Annotated in this window: 14 protein-coding genes; 11 read left to right on the forward strand and 3 right to left on the reverse strand. The window is 62.8% G+C overall.

Features of this window, described 5'->3' with window-relative positions:
* Positions 1–25 precede the first annotated feature (25 nt).
* From argJ to AC1Q6C_RS27080, 9 genes are all read left to right on the forward strand, one after another.
* Entirely contained in the window at positions 26–1,264 is a 1,239-nt protein-coding gene (gene argJ / locus AC1Q6C_RS27040) for a bifunctional glutamate N-acetyltransferase/amino-acid acetyltransferase ArgJ (RefSeq protein ID WP_050656537.1), read from the forward strand.
* Entirely contained in the window at positions 1,261–2,184 is a 924-nt protein-coding gene (gene argB / locus AC1Q6C_RS27045) for an acetylglutamate kinase (protein WP_007736229.1), read from the forward strand. Before argJ ends, argB begins: the two co-directional genes overlap by 4 nt.
* Positions 2,181–3,380, forward strand: coding sequence for an acetylornithine transaminase (locus AC1Q6C_RS27050; protein ID WP_007736227.1), 1,200 nt, complete (start codon positions 2,181–2,183; stop codon positions 3,378–3,380). Before argB ends, AC1Q6C_RS27050 begins: the two co-directional genes overlap by 4 nt.
* On the forward strand, positions 3,377–4,327 hold the full coding sequence (argF, locus tag AC1Q6C_RS27055) for an ornithine carbamoyltransferase (protein WP_021334039.1): 951 nt from the start codon (positions 3,377–3,379) through the stop codon (positions 4,325–4,327). Before AC1Q6C_RS27050 ends, argF begins: the two co-directional genes overlap by 4 nt.
* On the forward strand, positions 4,324–4,803 hold the full coding sequence (locus tag AC1Q6C_RS27060; protein ID WP_007736224.1) for an arginine repressor: 480 nt from the start codon (positions 4,324–4,326) through the stop codon (positions 4,801–4,803). Before argF ends, AC1Q6C_RS27060 begins: the two co-directional genes overlap by 4 nt.
* A 47-nt stretch (positions 4,804–4,850) precedes the next feature.
* Positions 4,851–6,050 (forward strand): argininosuccinate synthase, encoded by a 1,200-nt coding sequence (locus tag AC1Q6C_RS27065; protein ID WP_007736221.1) that lies wholly within the window; start codon positions 4,851–4,853, stop codon positions 6,048–6,050.
* Positions 6,051–6,053: 3 nt separating this feature from the next.
* A complete protein-coding gene (argH, locus tag AC1Q6C_RS27070) occupies positions 6,054–7,496 on the forward strand; it encodes an argininosuccinate lyase (RefSeq protein WP_042450495.1) in 1,443 nt (480 codons plus the stop codon).
* A 170-nt stretch (positions 7,497–7,666) separates the two neighbouring features.
* Positions 7,667–10,648, forward strand: coding sequence for an acyl-CoA synthetase (locus AC1Q6C_RS27075; RefSeq protein ID WP_007736206.1), 2,982 nt, complete (start codon positions 7,667–7,669; stop codon positions 10,646–10,648).
* A gap of 39 nt (positions 10,649–10,687) precedes the next feature.
* Positions 10,688–10,894: a Trm112 family protein gene (locus AC1Q6C_RS27080; RefSeq protein ID WP_003944045.1), complete on the forward strand. Its 207-nt coding sequence runs from the start codon at positions 10,688–10,690 to the stop codon at positions 10,892–10,894.
* Here the strand turns inward: AC1Q6C_RS27080 and AC1Q6C_RS27085 are convergent.
* From AC1Q6C_RS27085 to AC1Q6C_RS27095, 3 genes are read right to left on the reverse strand one after another with little or no spacing between them, the layout of a single operon-like run.
* Positions 10,891–11,508 carry a TetR/AcrR family transcriptional regulator gene (locus AC1Q6C_RS27085; RefSeq protein WP_042450497.1) on the reverse strand — a complete coding sequence of 206 codons (618 nt, stop codon included), beginning with the start codon at positions 11,506–11,508 and terminating at the stop codon, positions 10,891–10,893. The two genes, AC1Q6C_RS27080 and AC1Q6C_RS27085, sit on opposite strands and share 4 nt — an antisense overlap.
* Positions 11,505–12,260, reverse strand: a complete 756-nt coding sequence (locus AC1Q6C_RS27090) for an ABC transporter permease (protein WP_042450499.1) — start codon at positions 12,258–12,260, stop codon at positions 11,505–11,507. The genes AC1Q6C_RS27085 and AC1Q6C_RS27090 overlap by 4 nt, the downstream gene beginning before the upstream one ends.
* Positions 12,257–12,991: an ABC transporter ATP-binding protein gene (locus AC1Q6C_RS27095; protein WP_192712932.1), complete on the reverse strand. Its 735-nt coding sequence runs from the start codon at positions 12,989–12,991 to the stop codon at positions 12,257–12,259. The genes AC1Q6C_RS27090 and AC1Q6C_RS27095 overlap by 4 nt, the downstream gene beginning before the upstream one ends.
* 86 nt (positions 12,992–13,077) lie before the next feature.
* On the opposite strand from AC1Q6C_RS27095, the gene AC1Q6C_RS27100 reads away from it, so the two are divergent.
* Positions 13,078–13,686, forward strand: a complete 609-nt coding sequence (locus tag AC1Q6C_RS27100) for a DNA-3-methyladenine glycosylase (protein ID WP_003944023.1) — start codon at positions 13,078–13,080, stop codon at positions 13,684–13,686.
* A gap of 19 nt (positions 13,687–13,705) precedes the next feature.
* Positions 13,706–14,983, forward strand: coding sequence for a tyrosine--tRNA ligase (gene tyrS, locus AC1Q6C_RS27105; RefSeq protein ID WP_007736194.1), 1,278 nt, complete (start codon positions 13,706–13,708; stop codon positions 14,981–14,983).
* Positions 14,984–15,479: the final 496 nt, after the last annotated feature.

A 15,479-nucleotide genomic window follows, 5' to 3' on the forward strand; every position in this document is an offset into this window, starting at 1 on the left:
CAATCCGCAGCAGATCGACAACGCAATCGAGCCTGACGCGACCGTTGCAGACGTGGTTCACGTCGCCGGGGGACGTCTGCTCCGCACGCAGGGCGTCACCGCACCTGCCGGATTCCGCGGTGCCGGAATTGCTGCCGGTATCAAGAAGAGTGGCAAGTCGGACCTCGCATTGGTGCTCAACGAGGGACCCGATCTGGCCGCTGCCGGCGTCTTCACCCTGAACAAGGTCAAGGCAGCTCCGGTGCTCTGGTCTCAGCAGGTCCTGACGACGGGCAAGCTGCGCGCGGTGGTGCTCAACTCGGGCGGCGCGAACGCCTGCACGGGCGCGGGTGGATTCCAGGATGCACACAAGACTGCCGAGGAAGTTGCTTCGGCACTGAGTAATTGGGGCACCGAGACGGGCGCGATCGAGGTCGCTGTCTGTTCGACCGGACTTATCGGTGACCGCTTGCCCATGGACAAGCTGATCCCCGGTGTCACCGAGGTGGTGCACGAACTGGCCGGCGGAATCTCCGGCGGCACCGACGCGGCATACGCGATCATGACCACCGATACCGTGCCGAAGCAGGCGTCGCTGCACCACGCGAACAAATGGAACGTCGGCGGAATGGCCAAGGGCGCAGGCATGCTCGCGCCTGCGCTGGCCACCATGCTGTGCGTCGTCACGACCGATGCTGTCGCAACGGCGGATCAGCTCGATACCGCTCTGCGCGCCGCCACCCACCTGAGCTTCGATCGCCTCGACGTCGACGGCGCCACGTCCACCAACGACACAGTGCTCCTGTTGGCCTCCGGCGCCAGCGGTGTCACGCCGACGCAGGACGAACTGAACGCCGCAGTGCTGGCCGTGTGTGATGATCTCGCGGATCAGTTGATGGCAGACGCCGAGGGTGTCACCAAGCGGGTCAAGGTGACGGTTCGCGGCGCGGCGTCCGAGTCCGATGCGTTGATCGGCGCCCGGACCATCGCCCGCGACAGCCTGGTCAAGACAGCGCTTTTCGGTTCCGATCCCAATTGGGGTCGCGTTCTCGCCGCAGTGGGTATCGCTCCCATCGAGCTCGATCCCGATCGAATCAGTGTGTCCTTCAACGGGAGTCCCGTCTGCATCGACGGCGTCGGTGCTCCGGGGGCGCGTGAGGTGGACCTGAGTGGGATCGACATCGAACTCGACATCGATCTGGGAATCGGCAACGAGTCCGTGAGCATTCGCACCACGGACCTCTCGCATGCTTACGTCGAAGAGAACTCGGCGTATTCGTCATGACCGAGACGTATCCCGTGATCAGCGAGCATCAGAAAGCGCATGTCCTTGCCGACGCGCTGCCGTGGCTGCAGCGATTCCGCGACAAGGTGGTCGTGGTCAAGTACGGCGGAAACGCCATGATCGACGAGACGCTCAAAACGGCATTTGCCGCCGACATGGCGTTCCTGAGGACTGTCGGCATCCATCCCGTCGTCGTGCACGGCGGTGGCCCGCAGATCAACGCGATGCTGGCACGCCTTGGCATGAAGGGTGAGTTCCGCGGTGGTTTCCGGGTCACGACGCCCGAGGTGATGGACGTCGTGCGGATGGTGCTTTTCGGTCAGGTCGGCCGTGAACTCGTCGGCTTGATCAACGCGCACGGTCCTTACGCGGTCGGTATCTCCGGTGAAGATGCGCACCTGTTCACCGCTACTCGACGCACTGTTGCGGTCGAGGGGGAGCAGACCGACATCGGGCTGGTCGGGGACGTCACCACCGTGAACCCAGACGCGGTACTCGATCTCATTGCGGCAGGACGTATTCCGGTCGTCTCGACCATCGCACCCGACGCCGACGGTGTCGTCCACAACATCAACGCCGATACCGCTGCTGCAGCACTGGCCGAGGCGATCGGTGCCGAGAAGCTCGTTGTCCTCACCGACGTCGAGGGCCTGTACACCGATTGGCCGGACCGAGCCTCACTGGCCACCGAAATCGACACCGACGCCCTGGCCCAGTTGTTGCCGAGTCTCGACGCCGGCATGGTGCCCAAGATGGAGGCCTGCCTTCGCGCGGTGCGCGGAGGTGTGCCGTCGGCGCACGTGATCGACGGTCGGCTCGAACATTCAGTCCTACTCGAACTTTTCACCGGTGAAGGAATCGGCACGATGGTCGTGCCGGGTTCCTCGGTCGCCGGTCCCCAGCAGGGAGCTATCTCATGAGCACGATCGATCTGCAGCAGCGGTGGTCCGCTTCGCTGATGAACAATTACGGCGTACCCCGGGTTGCTCTCGTCCGCGGTGACGGCGCCGTACTCACCGACGCCGACGGCAAGCAGTACGTCGACTTCCTGGCAGGAATCGCGGTCAACATCCTCGGACACGGACATCCGGCCGTCGTCGAAGCCGTCACTACTCAGTTGTCGACACTCGGCCATGTTTCCAACCTGTACGCCAGCGAGCCGGTCGTCGAGTTGGCGGAGCAGTTGCTCGCTCATCTCGGCAACGTCACCGGGCGCGCGTTCTTCTGCAACTCCGGTACCGAGGCGAACGAGGCTGCCTTCAAGCTCGCTCGCGCCACCGGCCGGAAGAAGATCATCGCAGCCGAAGGCTCCTTCCACGGTCGCACGATGGGGGCACTCGCTCTGACGGGTCAGCCGGCCAAGCGGGCGCCGTTCGAACCGATGCCCGCCGGTGTCGAGTTCGTGCCGTACGGCGACGTCGAGGCACTCGAGCAGGCCGTCGATTCCGACACCGCCGCTGTGTTCCTCGAACCGATCATGGGTGAGGGCGGCGTCGTGGTGCCACCCGAGGGATACCTCGTCGAGGCTCGGCGGATCACCGCCGAGCGCGGTGCACTTCTCGTGCTCGACGAAGTGCAGACCGGCATCGGCCGGACCGGCTGGTTCTACGCCCATCAGGCAGTCGGCATCGTTCCGGACGTCATCACTCTTGCGAAGGGACTCGGTGGCGGAATGCCGATCGGCGCCTGCATCGCGACCGGGGCAACGGCCGAGTTGTTCGGACCGGGTAAGCACGGTACGACGTTCGGTGGCAATCCGGTGTGTGCTGCGGCGGCACTTGCCGTGCTGAAAACCATTGCAGCGGAAGACCTGATCTCACGCGCCGACAGCTTGGGTAAGTCGATCTCGGCGGGCATCGAAGATCTGGGCCATCCGTTGGTCGACTACGTACGGGGATCAGGACTGTTGCTGGGTGTCGTGCTGACCGAGGACGTCGCGCCGGCGGTGGAAAACGCAGCGCGCGAAGCCGGGTACCTTGTGAATGCAGCGCAACCCGGAGTGATCCGGTTGGCGCCGCCGCTCATCCTCACGGACGAGCAGGCCGAAACCTTCGTGGCAGCACTACCTGCCATCTTCGACAGTGCACTATCGGCTGACCAGCCGGGGGAGAAGTGACTACCGTGGTGAAACACTTTCTCAGGGACGACGATCTGACTCCTGCGCAGCAGGCCGAAGTTCTGGAACTCGCTGCGATTCTCAAGAAGGACCCGTTCGCTCGGCGTCCGCTCGAGGGTCCCCGCGGAGTCGGTGTCATCTTCGAGAAGAACTCGACGCGTACACGTTTCTCGTTCGAGATGGGCATCGCACAGATGGGCGGTCACGCTGTCGTCGTCGACGGGCGCAGCACTCAACTCGGTCGTGAAGAGACCTTGGCGGACACCGGACGCGTTCTCTCCCGCTACGTCGACGCCGTCGTGTGGCGCACGTTCGGCCAGAAGCGCCTGGAGCAAATGGCTACGGGCGCAACGATTCCCATCGTCAATGCATTGTCCGACGAATTTCATCCCTGTCAGGTTCTGGCCGATCTGCAAACGCTGATCGAACAGAAGGGTGAGCTCAAGGGGCTGAAGCTGACCTACCTGGGCGACGGCGCCAACAACATGGCTCACTCGCTGATGCTCGGCGGAGTGACCGCAGGCATCGACGTCACCATCGCAAGCCCCGCCGGCTTCGAACCGGCGGACTGGGTCGTGGCAGCAGCACGCAAACGCGCCGAGGAAACCGGCGCGACCATCACCCTGACGCAGGACCCACAGGCCGGCGTCGTCGGTGCCGACGCGTTGGTCACCGATACCTGGACCTCGATGGGTCAGGAGAACGACGGACTCGATCGGGTCGGACCTTTCCGTCCGTTCCAGATCAACAAGGAGCTGCTCGCAAAGGCAGATCCGAAGGCCGTCGTCCTGCACTGCCTGCCCGCGCATCGCGGCGAAGAAGTCACCGACGAGGTTCTCGACGGGCCGCAGAGTGTTGTCTGGGACGAGGCGGAGAACCGTCTGCACGCCCAGAAGGCATTGCTCGTGTGGCTGCTGGAACAGCGAACCCAACTGGACCCGGCGTGAGCGTCGCTCCCACTCGGGCTGGTCGCCAGTCGCGCATCATCGCGCTTCTGGCGGCTCACCCTGTCCGAAGTCAGACGGAGCTGGCGGCCTTGCTCGGTGCCGAGGGCATCGAAGCAACGCAGGCGACGCTCTCGCGTGACCTCGAAGAGCTGGGAGCGGTGAAACTGCGTGCCGCCGACGGCGGCGCCGGTGTTTACGTGGTGCCGGAGGACGGGAACCCGGTACGCGGTGTGGCCGGCGGCACCGACCGCCTCTCACGGCTGTTGGGTGAGTTGTTGGTCTCCACCGATTTCAGCGGCAACATGGCGATCCTCCGGACACCGCCGGGAGCCGCGCACTACCTCGCGAGCGCACTGGATCGGTCCTCGATGCCGGACATCGTGGGCACGATCGCCGGAGATGACACCATCTTCGTAGTGGCCCGGGAACCGCTTTCCGGAGCGGAACTCGCGGCCATGATCGAATCGCTCGCCTGACCCCTTATTCTTTGATAGAGATTTTCAACCGAAGGAGCACAAAAACCATGGCCGATCGCGTCGTACTCGCCTACTCGGGCGGGCTGGACACTTCTGTTGCCATCAGTTGGATCGGTAAGGAGACGGGCGCTGAAGTTGTCGCCGTCGCCATCGATCTGGGGCAGGGTGGCGAGGACATGGAGGTCGTGCGTCAGCGCGCGATCGACTGCGGCGCAGTCGAATCCGTTGTCGTCGACGCCCGCGACGAGTTCGCGGACGAATACTGCCTGCCGACCATCGCGGCCAACGCCCTGTACATGGACCGCTACCCGCTCGTCTCGGCCATCAGCCGTCCGCTGATCGTCAAGCACATCGTCGAAGCTGCACGCTCGCACGGCGGCACCATCGTCTCGCACGGTTGCACCGGTAAGGGCAACGACCAGGTTCGCTTCGAGGTCGGATTCGGCGCCCTCGCACCCGACCTGCAGGTCATCGCACCGGTCCGCGACTACGCCTGGACCCGCGAGAAGGCCATCGCCTTCGCCGAAGAGAACAACATCCCGATCAACGTCTCCAAGAAGTCGCCGTTCTCGATCGACCAGAACGTCTGGGGCCGCGCCGTCGAGACCGGATTCCTCGAGGATCTGTGGAACGCGCCGACGAAGGACGTCTACGACTACACCCAGGACCCGACGGTCAACTGGAACGCACCCGACGAGCTCATCATCAGCTTCGACAAGGGCCGCCCGGTCGCCATCGACGGCCGCCCGGTGTCGGTTCTCGAAGCCATTCAGGAACTGAACAAGCGCGCAGGCGCTCAGGGCGTCGGCCGTCTCGACGTCGTCGAGGACCGTCTCGTGGGCATCAAGAGCCGTGAGATCTACGAAGCTCCCGGCGCCATGGTTCTCATCACCGCACACCAGGAACTCGAGCACGTCACCCTCGAACGCGAACTCGGTCGCTACAAGCGTCAGATGGAGCAGCGTTGGTCCGAGCTGGTCTACGACGGCCTCTGGTTCTCGCCCCTCAAGGACGCGCTGGACACGTTCGTCAACAAGACGCAGGAACGCGTTACCGGCGACATCCGTCTCTTCCTGCACGGTGGAGCCATCACCGTCAACGGTCGTCGCAGCCCGGAGTCGCTCTACGACTTCAACCTCGCGACGTACGACGAGGGCGACAGCTTCGACCAGTCCGCATCGAAGGGCTTCGTCGAGATCCACGGTCTGTCGTCGAAGGTCGCCGCGAAGCGCGATCTGGGACTCTGAGCCATGACGGCTCGCGGTGACGGAGACGCCCAAAAACACGGCACCAACGAAGGTGCGCTGTGGGGCGGGCGGTTCGAGTCCGGACCGGCCGCTGCCATGGCGGCGCTGAGCAAGTCGACTCACTTCGACTGGGTCCTCGCTCCGTACGACGTGCGGGCGTCGCAGGCGCATGCGCGTGTGCTGAACAAGGCCGGTCTGCTCAGCGAAGCCGACCTCGCGACGATGCTCGACGGTCTCGACCGTCTGGCGGCAGATGTCGCCAGTGGCGCCTTCGGACCCAGTGATTCGGACGAGGACGTACACGGCGCACTCGAGCGTGGTCTGATCGAGCGCGTCGGGCCTGAGGTCGGTGGACGCCTGCGTGCCGGTCGTTCACGTAACGACCAGGTGGCCACGCTGTTCCGCATGTGGCTTCGGGATGCGGTCCGCCGCATCTCCACCGGAGTTCTCGACGTGGTCGACGCATTGGCGACTCAGGCCGGGGCGCATCCGGATGCCGTGATGCCGGGCAAGACGCACCTGCAGGCGGCTCAGCCGGTCCTGTTGGCGCATCACCTGCTCGCTCACGCACATCCACTGTTGCGGGACGTGCAGCGCCTTCGCGACTTCGACGTGCGAGCTGCGGTGTCCCCGTACGGTTCCGGTGCACTGGCCGGTTCCTCACTCGGACTCGATCCCGAAGCGATTGCGGCGGAACTGAAGTTCGACAGCTCGGCCGAGAACTCGATCGACGCAACGGCTTCGCGTGATTTCGCAGCCGAGGCAGCGTTCGTGCTCGCAATGATCGGTGTCGATCTCTCCCGTATGGCGGAAGAGATCATCATCTGGAGCACACCGGAGTTCGGCTACATCACGCTTGCCGACGCGTGGTCGACAGGTTCGTCGATCATGCCGCAGAAGAAGAATCCGGATGTCTCGGAACTCACGCGCGGTAAGTCTGGTCGTTTGATCGGTAACCTCACCGGCCTGCTGGCGACGCTCAAGGCTCAGCCGCTGGCGTACAACCGCGATCTGCAAGAGGACAAGGAACCGGTCTTCGACTCGGTTGCGCAGCTGGAGATGTTGCTCCCGGCCATCACCGGCCTGGTGCAGACTCTCGAGTTCCACACCGAACGCATGGCGGAACTTGCTCCGGCAGGGTTCACGTTGGCCACCGACATCGCGGAGTGGATGGTGCGCCAGGGCGTGCCGTTCCGGGTTGCACACGAGGCTGCTGGAGCGTGTGTGCGTGTCGCCGAAGCGCGAGGCGTCGGACTCGAAGATCTCACGGACGAGGAACTGGCCGGCGTCGACAGCGCGCTGACACCCGCTGTTCGTGAGGTGCTGACAGTCGAGGGTTCCATTGCTTCGCGCAACGCGCGAGGCGGCACTGCGGGGGTGCGGGTTGCCGAGCAGCTGGACGGAGTCAAAGCAGTGGCGCAGTCACTGCGGGAATGGACCCTGTGACCTCGCGGTCACGAGTGTTGTCGCTCTCTTTTCGGCAGTAGTCCTTCGGTCGTACGCGGTCAGGTAGCAGAATTTGCTCCCTGACCGCGTACGCGTATTCGCCGTCAGTAGGCTTGTCGCGCGCGGGAAAAATGAGACTGACGTCACATGGTGAGTAACTTGGGAGTGAAATGGTGGGATTGAATTCCAAGTCTGTGCTGGGCCCGATTCGTCGGGTGGTTGCGACAGCACAAAACGGCCTCGAGGTCGTCCGGTTGGGTGGGCTGGAAACGGATGCGACCACGTCGCCGTTCGAGATCGTCGAACGCGCAGCGATGTATCGGCTACGGCGCTACTTCCCGGACAGTGACCCGGAAACCGTCGGCGCACCGATCTTGCTGATCCCGCCGATGATGATGTCGGCGAACGTGTACGACGTGACCCGTGACCAGGGCGCTGTGGGAATTCTGCACGAGATGGGCCTTGATCCCTGGGTCGTCGATTTCGGTTCGCCCGACTCCGAAGAGGGCGGTTGGGATCGTAACCTCGCCGATCACATCATCGCTCTCAGCGACATCGTCGATCACATCCACCGTCACACCGGAAAAGATGTTCACATCTCCGGTTATTCGCAGGGTGGCATGTTCGCCTATCAGGCTGCCGCGTATCGGCGTAGTCGAAACATCGCCAGCGTCATCACCTTCGGCAGTCCGGTCGACACACTCGCCGCGCTACCCTTCGGCATCCCGGCGGGATTGGCAACCAAGGGTGCAGATTTCCTCGCCGATCACGTCTTCAATCGCCTGGCGGTCACCGGGTGGATGGCCCGTACCGGGTTCCAGTTGCTCGATCCCGTGAAGACGCTGAAGATGCGCGTCGACTTTCTGCTTCAACTGCACGACCGTGAGGCGTTGCTTCCGCGGGAGCAGCAACGCCGCTTCCTCGCGACCGAGGGTTGGGTCGCGTGGTCGGGGCCCGCGGTAGCCGAACTGCTCAAGCAGTTCATCGTGCACAACCGAATGATGACAGGTGGGTTCGTCATCAAGGATCAATTGGTCTCGCTCGCCGAGATCACCTGCCCCATCCTGGCATTCGTCGGTGAGGTCGACGACATCGGCCAGCCGCAAGCGGTTCGAGGCATCAGTCAAGCCGCTCCGCGGGCGAAGGTCTACGAATCTACCTTGCGTGCAGGCCATTTCGGTTTGGTTGTCGGTTCCACCGCGGCCAATCACACCTGGCCGACCACCGGTGAATTCGTACAGTGGACCGAGACGGGTGGACCCCTCCCGGACCGTATCGCGAACATGGTCTACGGCGCCGACCTCGAAGACCAGACCGGTGTGTCGATCAGCAATCGGATCATCCACACCGTCGCCTCGGTCGCTGAAGTAGGTGCAGGAGTCACCAAGGGAATCAGTGACCTTGCCGCCGGTGCGTTGCGCGGCACTTTCGAATTGTCGGGAGAAGCGGCACGAGCGTTGCCACGTCTGGCTCGACTCAACCAGATTCAGCCGCACACCAAAATCTCGCTGAGCCAGTTGCTGGCGGAGCAGCGTCGAAAGGCGCCGAACGGCGAGTGCTTCCTCTTCGACAATCGCGTGCACACCTATGAAGCGGTCAACGCGCGTATCGACAATGTCGTGCGTGGATTGATCTCCGTGGGAGTGCGTCCGGCAGCGCATGTCGGTGTCCTGATGGAGACCCGCCCCAGCGCACTCGCGGCCATCGCGGCCCTGTCGCGACTTGGTGCCGTCGCGGTCATGCTTCCGCCAGGCTCCGACATCACGGCGGCGGTCAAGCTGGGGTCGGTCGATCGGATCATCACCGATCCGGAAAACGTCGATGCTGCAGTGGTTACCGGTCGGCCGGTACTGGTGCTCGGCGGCGGCGATGCCCGTGGCCTCGAGGTGGATCCGTCACACGACGTGATCGATCTCGAACAAATCGATCCGACGAAGGTCAATCTGCCCGGGTGGTACCGACCGGATCCCGGTGTCGCCCGCGAACTCGCCTTCATCATCTTTGCGGAATCCGGCGGTGTGCTCGAAGCCAAGCAGATCACCAACTACCGGTGGGCACTGTCGGCCTTCGGCACGGCCACGGCGGCAGATCTCGATCGCGGTGACACCGTGTACTGCCTTGCACCACTCCATCATTCGTCGAGTCTGCTCGCGACCATCGGTGGTGCCATGGCCGGTGGCTCACGCATTGCGCTCTCACGTGGACTGAACCCCGCGAGGTTCGTCGAGGAAATCCACCGCTACGGCGTGACGGTCGTGAGTTACACGTGGTCGATGATGCGCGAGATACTCGACGAGGATCTTCTTCTCATCGACGGTAGTCATCCGGTCCGCCTGTTCATCGGTTCGGGCATGCCCCATGGTCTGTGGAAGCGGACAACGGAGGCGTTCGACCCCGCGCAGGTACTCGAGTTCTATGCGTCGACCGAAGGCGACGTGATTCTTGCCAATGTTGCAGGCTCCAAAGTTGGTTCCAAGGGGCGCCCACTGCCGGGTAGCGCGCAGGTGCGGTTGGCGGCATACGACCCGCTGAGTGGTCGGCTCCTCGAGAACGGAAACGGATTTGTCCGTGAGTGCGCCGAAGACGAGGTCGGATTGCTGCTCGGGCGCGCGGGATTCACCGCCGATCTCTCGGGCGGAGCCATGCGAGGTCTCTTCCAAGCCGGCGATTCGTGGATTCCCACCGAAAATCTCTTCCGCCGGGACGCCGACGGCGACTACTGGCTGATCGACCACAAGAACACGGTCATTTCCACGGTCCGCGGTCCCGTGTTCACCCAGCCGATCGTCGACGCGTTGTCGAGTGTGGCGCGGGTGGATCTTGCCGTCGCATACGGAGTCGGTGACGCGCCGCATCAGCTCGCGGTCGCTGCCGTGACATGGCGTCCGGGGCGGCAGTTCCGTTCTGCCGAGCTTGCAGAGGCCCTCTCGCGCATCGCTTTCGACGCTCGTCCGGATATCGTGCACGTGGTTGACGAGATCCCGGTGGGTTCGTCGTACCGTCCGAGCTCCACTGCGTTGGCTGCGGCCGGATTGCCGGCGCCGGGGCCACGGACCTGGTTCCTCGATTCCGAGTCGCAGTCGTACAAGCGGCTGACCAAGGCAATTGCCGCGCAGTTGATGCCGACGAGGGTGAGCACCGGAGCACGGTAGCCTGAGGACATTCTGTTTGATCGGTTCGAGAGGACACACGTGGCTATTGATTCGACGTTGCTCAGCATTTTGGCCTGCCCCCAGGACAAAGGCCCGCTGTTGCTGGTCGGGGACGAGTTGCTCTACAACCCGCGCCTGCGTCGTGCCTACCCGATCGAGAACGGCATTCCCGTTCTGTTGATCGACGAGGCACGCGATGTAGCGGACGACGAGCACGAAAAGTTGCTCGCACGGGCTGAAGGCTAGATCGGCAACTCACCGGTCAGGTACCGCTGGAGGTTCGGAGCCACCAGCGGTACCAAAGCGTCGACGCTCAATGATGCGAGTGGTTCGAGTCCGAGCACATATCGCGTGACAAGCAGTCCGGCCATCTGAGATGCCACCAATTCCGCTCTGATCAAGCCGGTACCAGGTGGTGTGTCCACCCGCGGAATGATGTCGCGCAATACGACATCGAGCAGAAAGCTCTGGATCAACTGCGATCCGTCGCCGGAAATGGCTGATCGAAAAGCCGCCAGAATCGCCGGCTGGTGTTCCGAATCCCATAGCCCGATCACCGCCCGGAGAAGGCTTTCGCCGAGGTTTTCGGTCGGGGAGGTGTGAACCGGTCCCAGTACCTTTGCTGGATCGATCGGTAGCGCGATCGCAGCGGTGAACAACTGCTCCTTGCTCCCGAAATGGTGATGAATCATAGCCGGATCGACGTCAGCGGCCGCAGCTATCGATCGAACGGTTGTTCGTCGAAAACCGTTCTGGGAGAACGCCCGTCGCGCCGAATCGAGAATCTGCGCGCGAGTCTCCGACTTGCCCGGTCGTCGCCCCGAACGAGTCGGCGTCGGCGCGGTGCTGTCGTCGGTCATGGAGTGCGGCGATCGAGTGTGGCCGCGGCCAGCGATAGCGCGGCGGCGGCGAAGCCCGCCATGACGGCGAGATCACGCCACATCTGACCCGTCGCGTCGGCATGAATCGACACTTGCTGAAGTGCGTCGACGGCGTAGCTCAAGGGGAGGACGTTGCTGATCCATTCGAGCCAGGTCGGCAATTGGTCGCGCGGTACCAGGAGTCCGCAGAGGAAGAGCTGTGGAACCACAACTACCGGCATGAATTGCACCGCTTGGAACTCAGTCTTCGCGAATGCGCTGGCCAACAGGCCTAGCGCAACGCCCAGTATTGCGCCGAGAACTGCAATGACGATGACCCAGGCAAGACTGCCGGCGATGGTGAGTCCCAGGAATCCGAAAGCAACCGCGCACGCGAGGGCTGCCTGAGCGGCGGCGGAGAGCGAAAATGCCGCCCCGTATCCGGCGAGAAGGTCGAGTTTGCCCATCGGTGTGGTGAGCAGGCGTTCGAGGGTTCCTGAACTGCGTTCGCGTTGCATCGCGATGGACGTGACCAGGAACATGACGACAAACGGCAAGATTCCCAACATCGTGATCGCCACTCGTTGGAAGAGCGAAACCTGGCCGGGTGGCGTCGGGACGTCTTGGTAGAGGAAATAGAGCAGAATCATCAGTAACGACGGGACCAACAAGATCATGGCCACCGTGCGGTGATCTTGGCGGAGCTGAAGCAGAATGCGTACGGTCGTAGCACCGAAGATCCTGATGCTCATGATATTTCGCCTCCGACGGGTGAAGTCCGAATCAGCTCGAGAAAGGCGTCCTCGAGCCGTTCACATCTGGTTTTGGCGCGCAATTCATCGGGTGTGAGTTGAGCGAGGAGGTGCCCGTCTCGCATCAGGATCAGCTCAGCGCAGTGGTCGGCCTCATCCATGACGTGGCTGGAGACCAACAGGGTGGTTCCGCTGCGAGCAAGGTCAGCGAATCGTTCCCACAATTCGACGCGAAGCACCGGATCGAGGCCGACGGTCGGTTCGTCGAGGATCAACACATCAGGTGACGCCACCAACGCGCAAGCCAGCGAGACTCGCCCGCGTTGACCACCAGACAGATCGGCGGCGGTCTGGTCGGCGTATCGGCTCAATCCGACGGCGTCGACCGCTGCTGCGACGTCGGCGTCGGACTTGCCGTAAAGAGCGCCGAAGTACTGGACGTTTCGAGTGACCGTCAGGTCGCCGTACACGCTGGGGGATTGGGTGACATATCCGACCCGGTGGCGAAGAGCAACGGAACCGGCGAGATCGCCCAGCACTCTGACCTCACCACTTTCGACGATCTGTGTTCCGACAATCGCGCGCATCAGGGTTGTCTTGCCGCAGCCGGACGGGCCGAGCAGTCCGGTGATCGATCCTGCTGATACCTGCAGGTCAAGCGAGTGAAGAACTTCGTGCTTGCCGCGAATGACTCGTAGTCCGCGGATATCTATTGCCGGCGTTGTGGTCACGGTTCGCCTCGTTTCAATAATTCATCACTTGTTGAATTATGCGACTCGGCCGACCGATGAGTCAACGGCGTGGGCACAATCGAAGGGTGAGCATCGAGACCTTGGAAAATGTGGAGAACCCGTTGGAAGCGGGCCTGACAATTCTCGGCTCGACCCTGACCGTCGACGACATCTCGCTGAGGATCGTCGAGGTCGAGGCGTACGGAGGGGAGAAGGACGGGCCATGGCCGGATCCGGCAGCACATTCGTATCGGGGGAGAACGCCGCGGAACAGCGTGATGTTCGGGCGGGCGGGGCGTCTCTACGTCTACCGCAGCTATGGAATGCACTTTTGTATGAACATCTCGTACGGCCCGGATGGTGTCGCGGGTGGTGTTCTGCTCCGAGCGGCAGAAATCGAGGCCGGTCACGATGTGGTGTCTGCTCGGAGATCGCCGGATCGACCATCTCACCAATGGGCCAGAGGGCCGGGTAATCTCGGTGCTTCTGTCGCAATCACGTTGGCGGACAACGGAACAGACGTGTTCAACCCTGCCTCTCGGATTCGGCTCGAATTGGGGGAGTCGAAGGAATGGGTGAGCGGACCGCGGGTGGGGGTCAGTACCGCGGCGGAGGTTCCGTGGCGCCTGTGGATTCCGGACTCGCGAGCGGTGTCCGCGTATCGCCGAAGCCCGCGAGCGCCGGTCATTTCGTGAAGATGGGATGATCGAGTCCGTGACTGAGAATATTCTCGACGAACTGACCTGGCGCGGGCTGATCGCCCAATCAACCGATCTCGACGCTTTGCGTAAAGATCTCGAGGCCGGACCGGTCACGTTGTATGCGGGCTTCGACCCGACAGGACCGAGCCTGCACGCAGGTCACCTGGTTCCGCTCCTCGCGCTCAAGCGGTTTCAGCGCGCCGGCAACCGCCCGATCGTTCTTGCCGGCGGTGCAACGGGCCTGATCGGAGACCCCCGTGACGTCGGGGAACGGACGATGAACTCCGCCGATACCGTCGCGGACTGGGCAGGTCGCATCCGTGGTCAGCTCGAACGATTCGTGGATTTCGACGATTCGCCGACGAGCGCGGTCATCGAGAACAACATGAACTGGACCGGCAAGATGTCGGCCATCGACTTCCTGCGTGATGTCGGCAAACACTTCTCCGTGAACGTCATGCTTGCGCGTGACACCGTGAAGCGTCGTCTCGAGTCGGACGGGATGTCGTACACCGAGTTCAGCTACATGCTGCTCCAGGCCAACGACTACCTGCACTTGCGACGCGACCTCGGCTGCACTCTGCAGGTCGGCGGGTCCGATCAGTGGGGCAACATCATTGCCGGCGTCGAACTCAACCGTCGTGTCGACGGTGAGAGCGTTCATGCAATGACGGTTCCGCTGGTGACCTCGGCCGATGGCAAAAAGTTCGGAAAGTCGACCGGTGGCGGAAGTTTGTGGCTCGACCCCGAGATGACCAGCCCGTACGCCTGGTACCAGTACTTCGTGAACACTGGCGACGCCGACGTGATCAAGTACCTGCGCTGGTTCACCTTCCTGACTGCGGACGAACTCGCGGAGCTGGAGACTGCAACAGCGGAGCGGCCGCATGCGCGAGAAGCGCAGAAGCGACTTGCCGCGGAGATGACGACCTTGGTTCACGGGGAACACAACACCCGTGCTGTCGAGCTCGCCAGTCAGGCGTTGTTCGGCAAGGCGGAGCTGGCGGAACTCGACGAGTCGACGCTAGCCGCGGCGCTGAAAGAAGCATCGGTCAGCGAATTGGCGCCGGGGGAGCCGCGCACGATCATCGATCTGCTCGTGACGAGCGGCTTGTGCGAGAGCAAGGGGGCCGCTCGACGCGCCGTGAAAGAGGGCGGTGCTTCGGTGAACAACCAGAAGGTGTCGGCCGACGACTGGGAGCCCACCGCATCCGATCTGCTTCACGGCAGCTGGTTGGTCGTCCGGCGCGGAAAGCGCAACTTCGCCGGCGTGAGAATCCTTCCAAACTGACGTGTGTGGGGTCACAGTTGTCTTGCGGGGCTCCTGTGGCCGCTGGTGGCCCGCCTCCGGGCGGGCTACCAGCGGATTTAACCTGTCGAACATCTGCGACCTGCACGTTTGACGCTCAGTTTTCATTCGCGTAACTTTGTCCAAGTCAGAGCGACACGGACACCAACCCCGACCGACAGGCCGGGGAAACGCGGTTGGACGAAGTCGGAGACAATCACGCTCAGCGGGAACTTGCTTCCCTGGAGCGAACAAGCTAAGATTGTAACCCTTGCCCCGGAGCTTTCAACCTGGTTGAAGTGATGGTGTGTGCGTGTTCTTTGAGAACTCAACAGTGTGTCGATGAATGTCAGTGCCAAAATTTTTTGGTACTTCACATCCGCGAATGATCAACCGCCTCTTGGGGTTTGGCTGGTTTGTGCGTGGTGTGAGTATTTTTCGTCGGTGATTGTTCATTCTTCCGTCTGAATGGTTGCCGACACATTTTTTGCTAGTTGAG

This window comes from Rhodococcus sp. MT28 (assembly GCF_058792695.1).

What these genes read in the sequence shown, in the direction of transcription:
- argB (WP_007736229.1), top strand. Translation starts at nt 1,261, where the DNA reads ATGACCGAGACGTATCCCGTGATCAGCGAGCATCAGAAAGCGCATGTC.
- AC1Q6C_RS27050 (WP_007736227.1), top strand. Translation starts at nt 2,181, where the DNA reads ATGAGCACGATCGATCTGCAGCAGCGGTGGTCCGCTTCGCTGATGAAC.
- AC1Q6C_RS27065 (WP_007736221.1), top strand. Translation starts at nt 4,851, where the DNA reads ATGGCCGATCGCGTCGTACTCGCCTACTCGGGCGGGCTGGACACTTCT.
- argH (WP_042450495.1), top strand. Translation starts at nt 6,054, where the DNA reads ATGACGGCTCGCGGTGACGGAGACGCCCAAAAACACGGCACCAACGAA.
- AC1Q6C_RS27075 (WP_007736206.1), top strand. Translation starts at nt 7,667, where the DNA reads ATGGTGGGATTGAATTCCAAGTCTGTGCTGGGCCCGATTCGTCGGGTG.
- AC1Q6C_RS27085 (WP_042450497.1), bottom strand. Translation starts at nt 11,508, where the DNA reads ATGACCGACGACAGCACCGCGCCGACGCCGACTCGTTCGGGGCGACGA.
- AC1Q6C_RS27090 (WP_042450499.1), bottom strand. Translation starts at nt 12,260, where the DNA reads ATGAGCATCAGGATCTTCGGTGCTACGACCGTACGCATTCTGCTTCAG.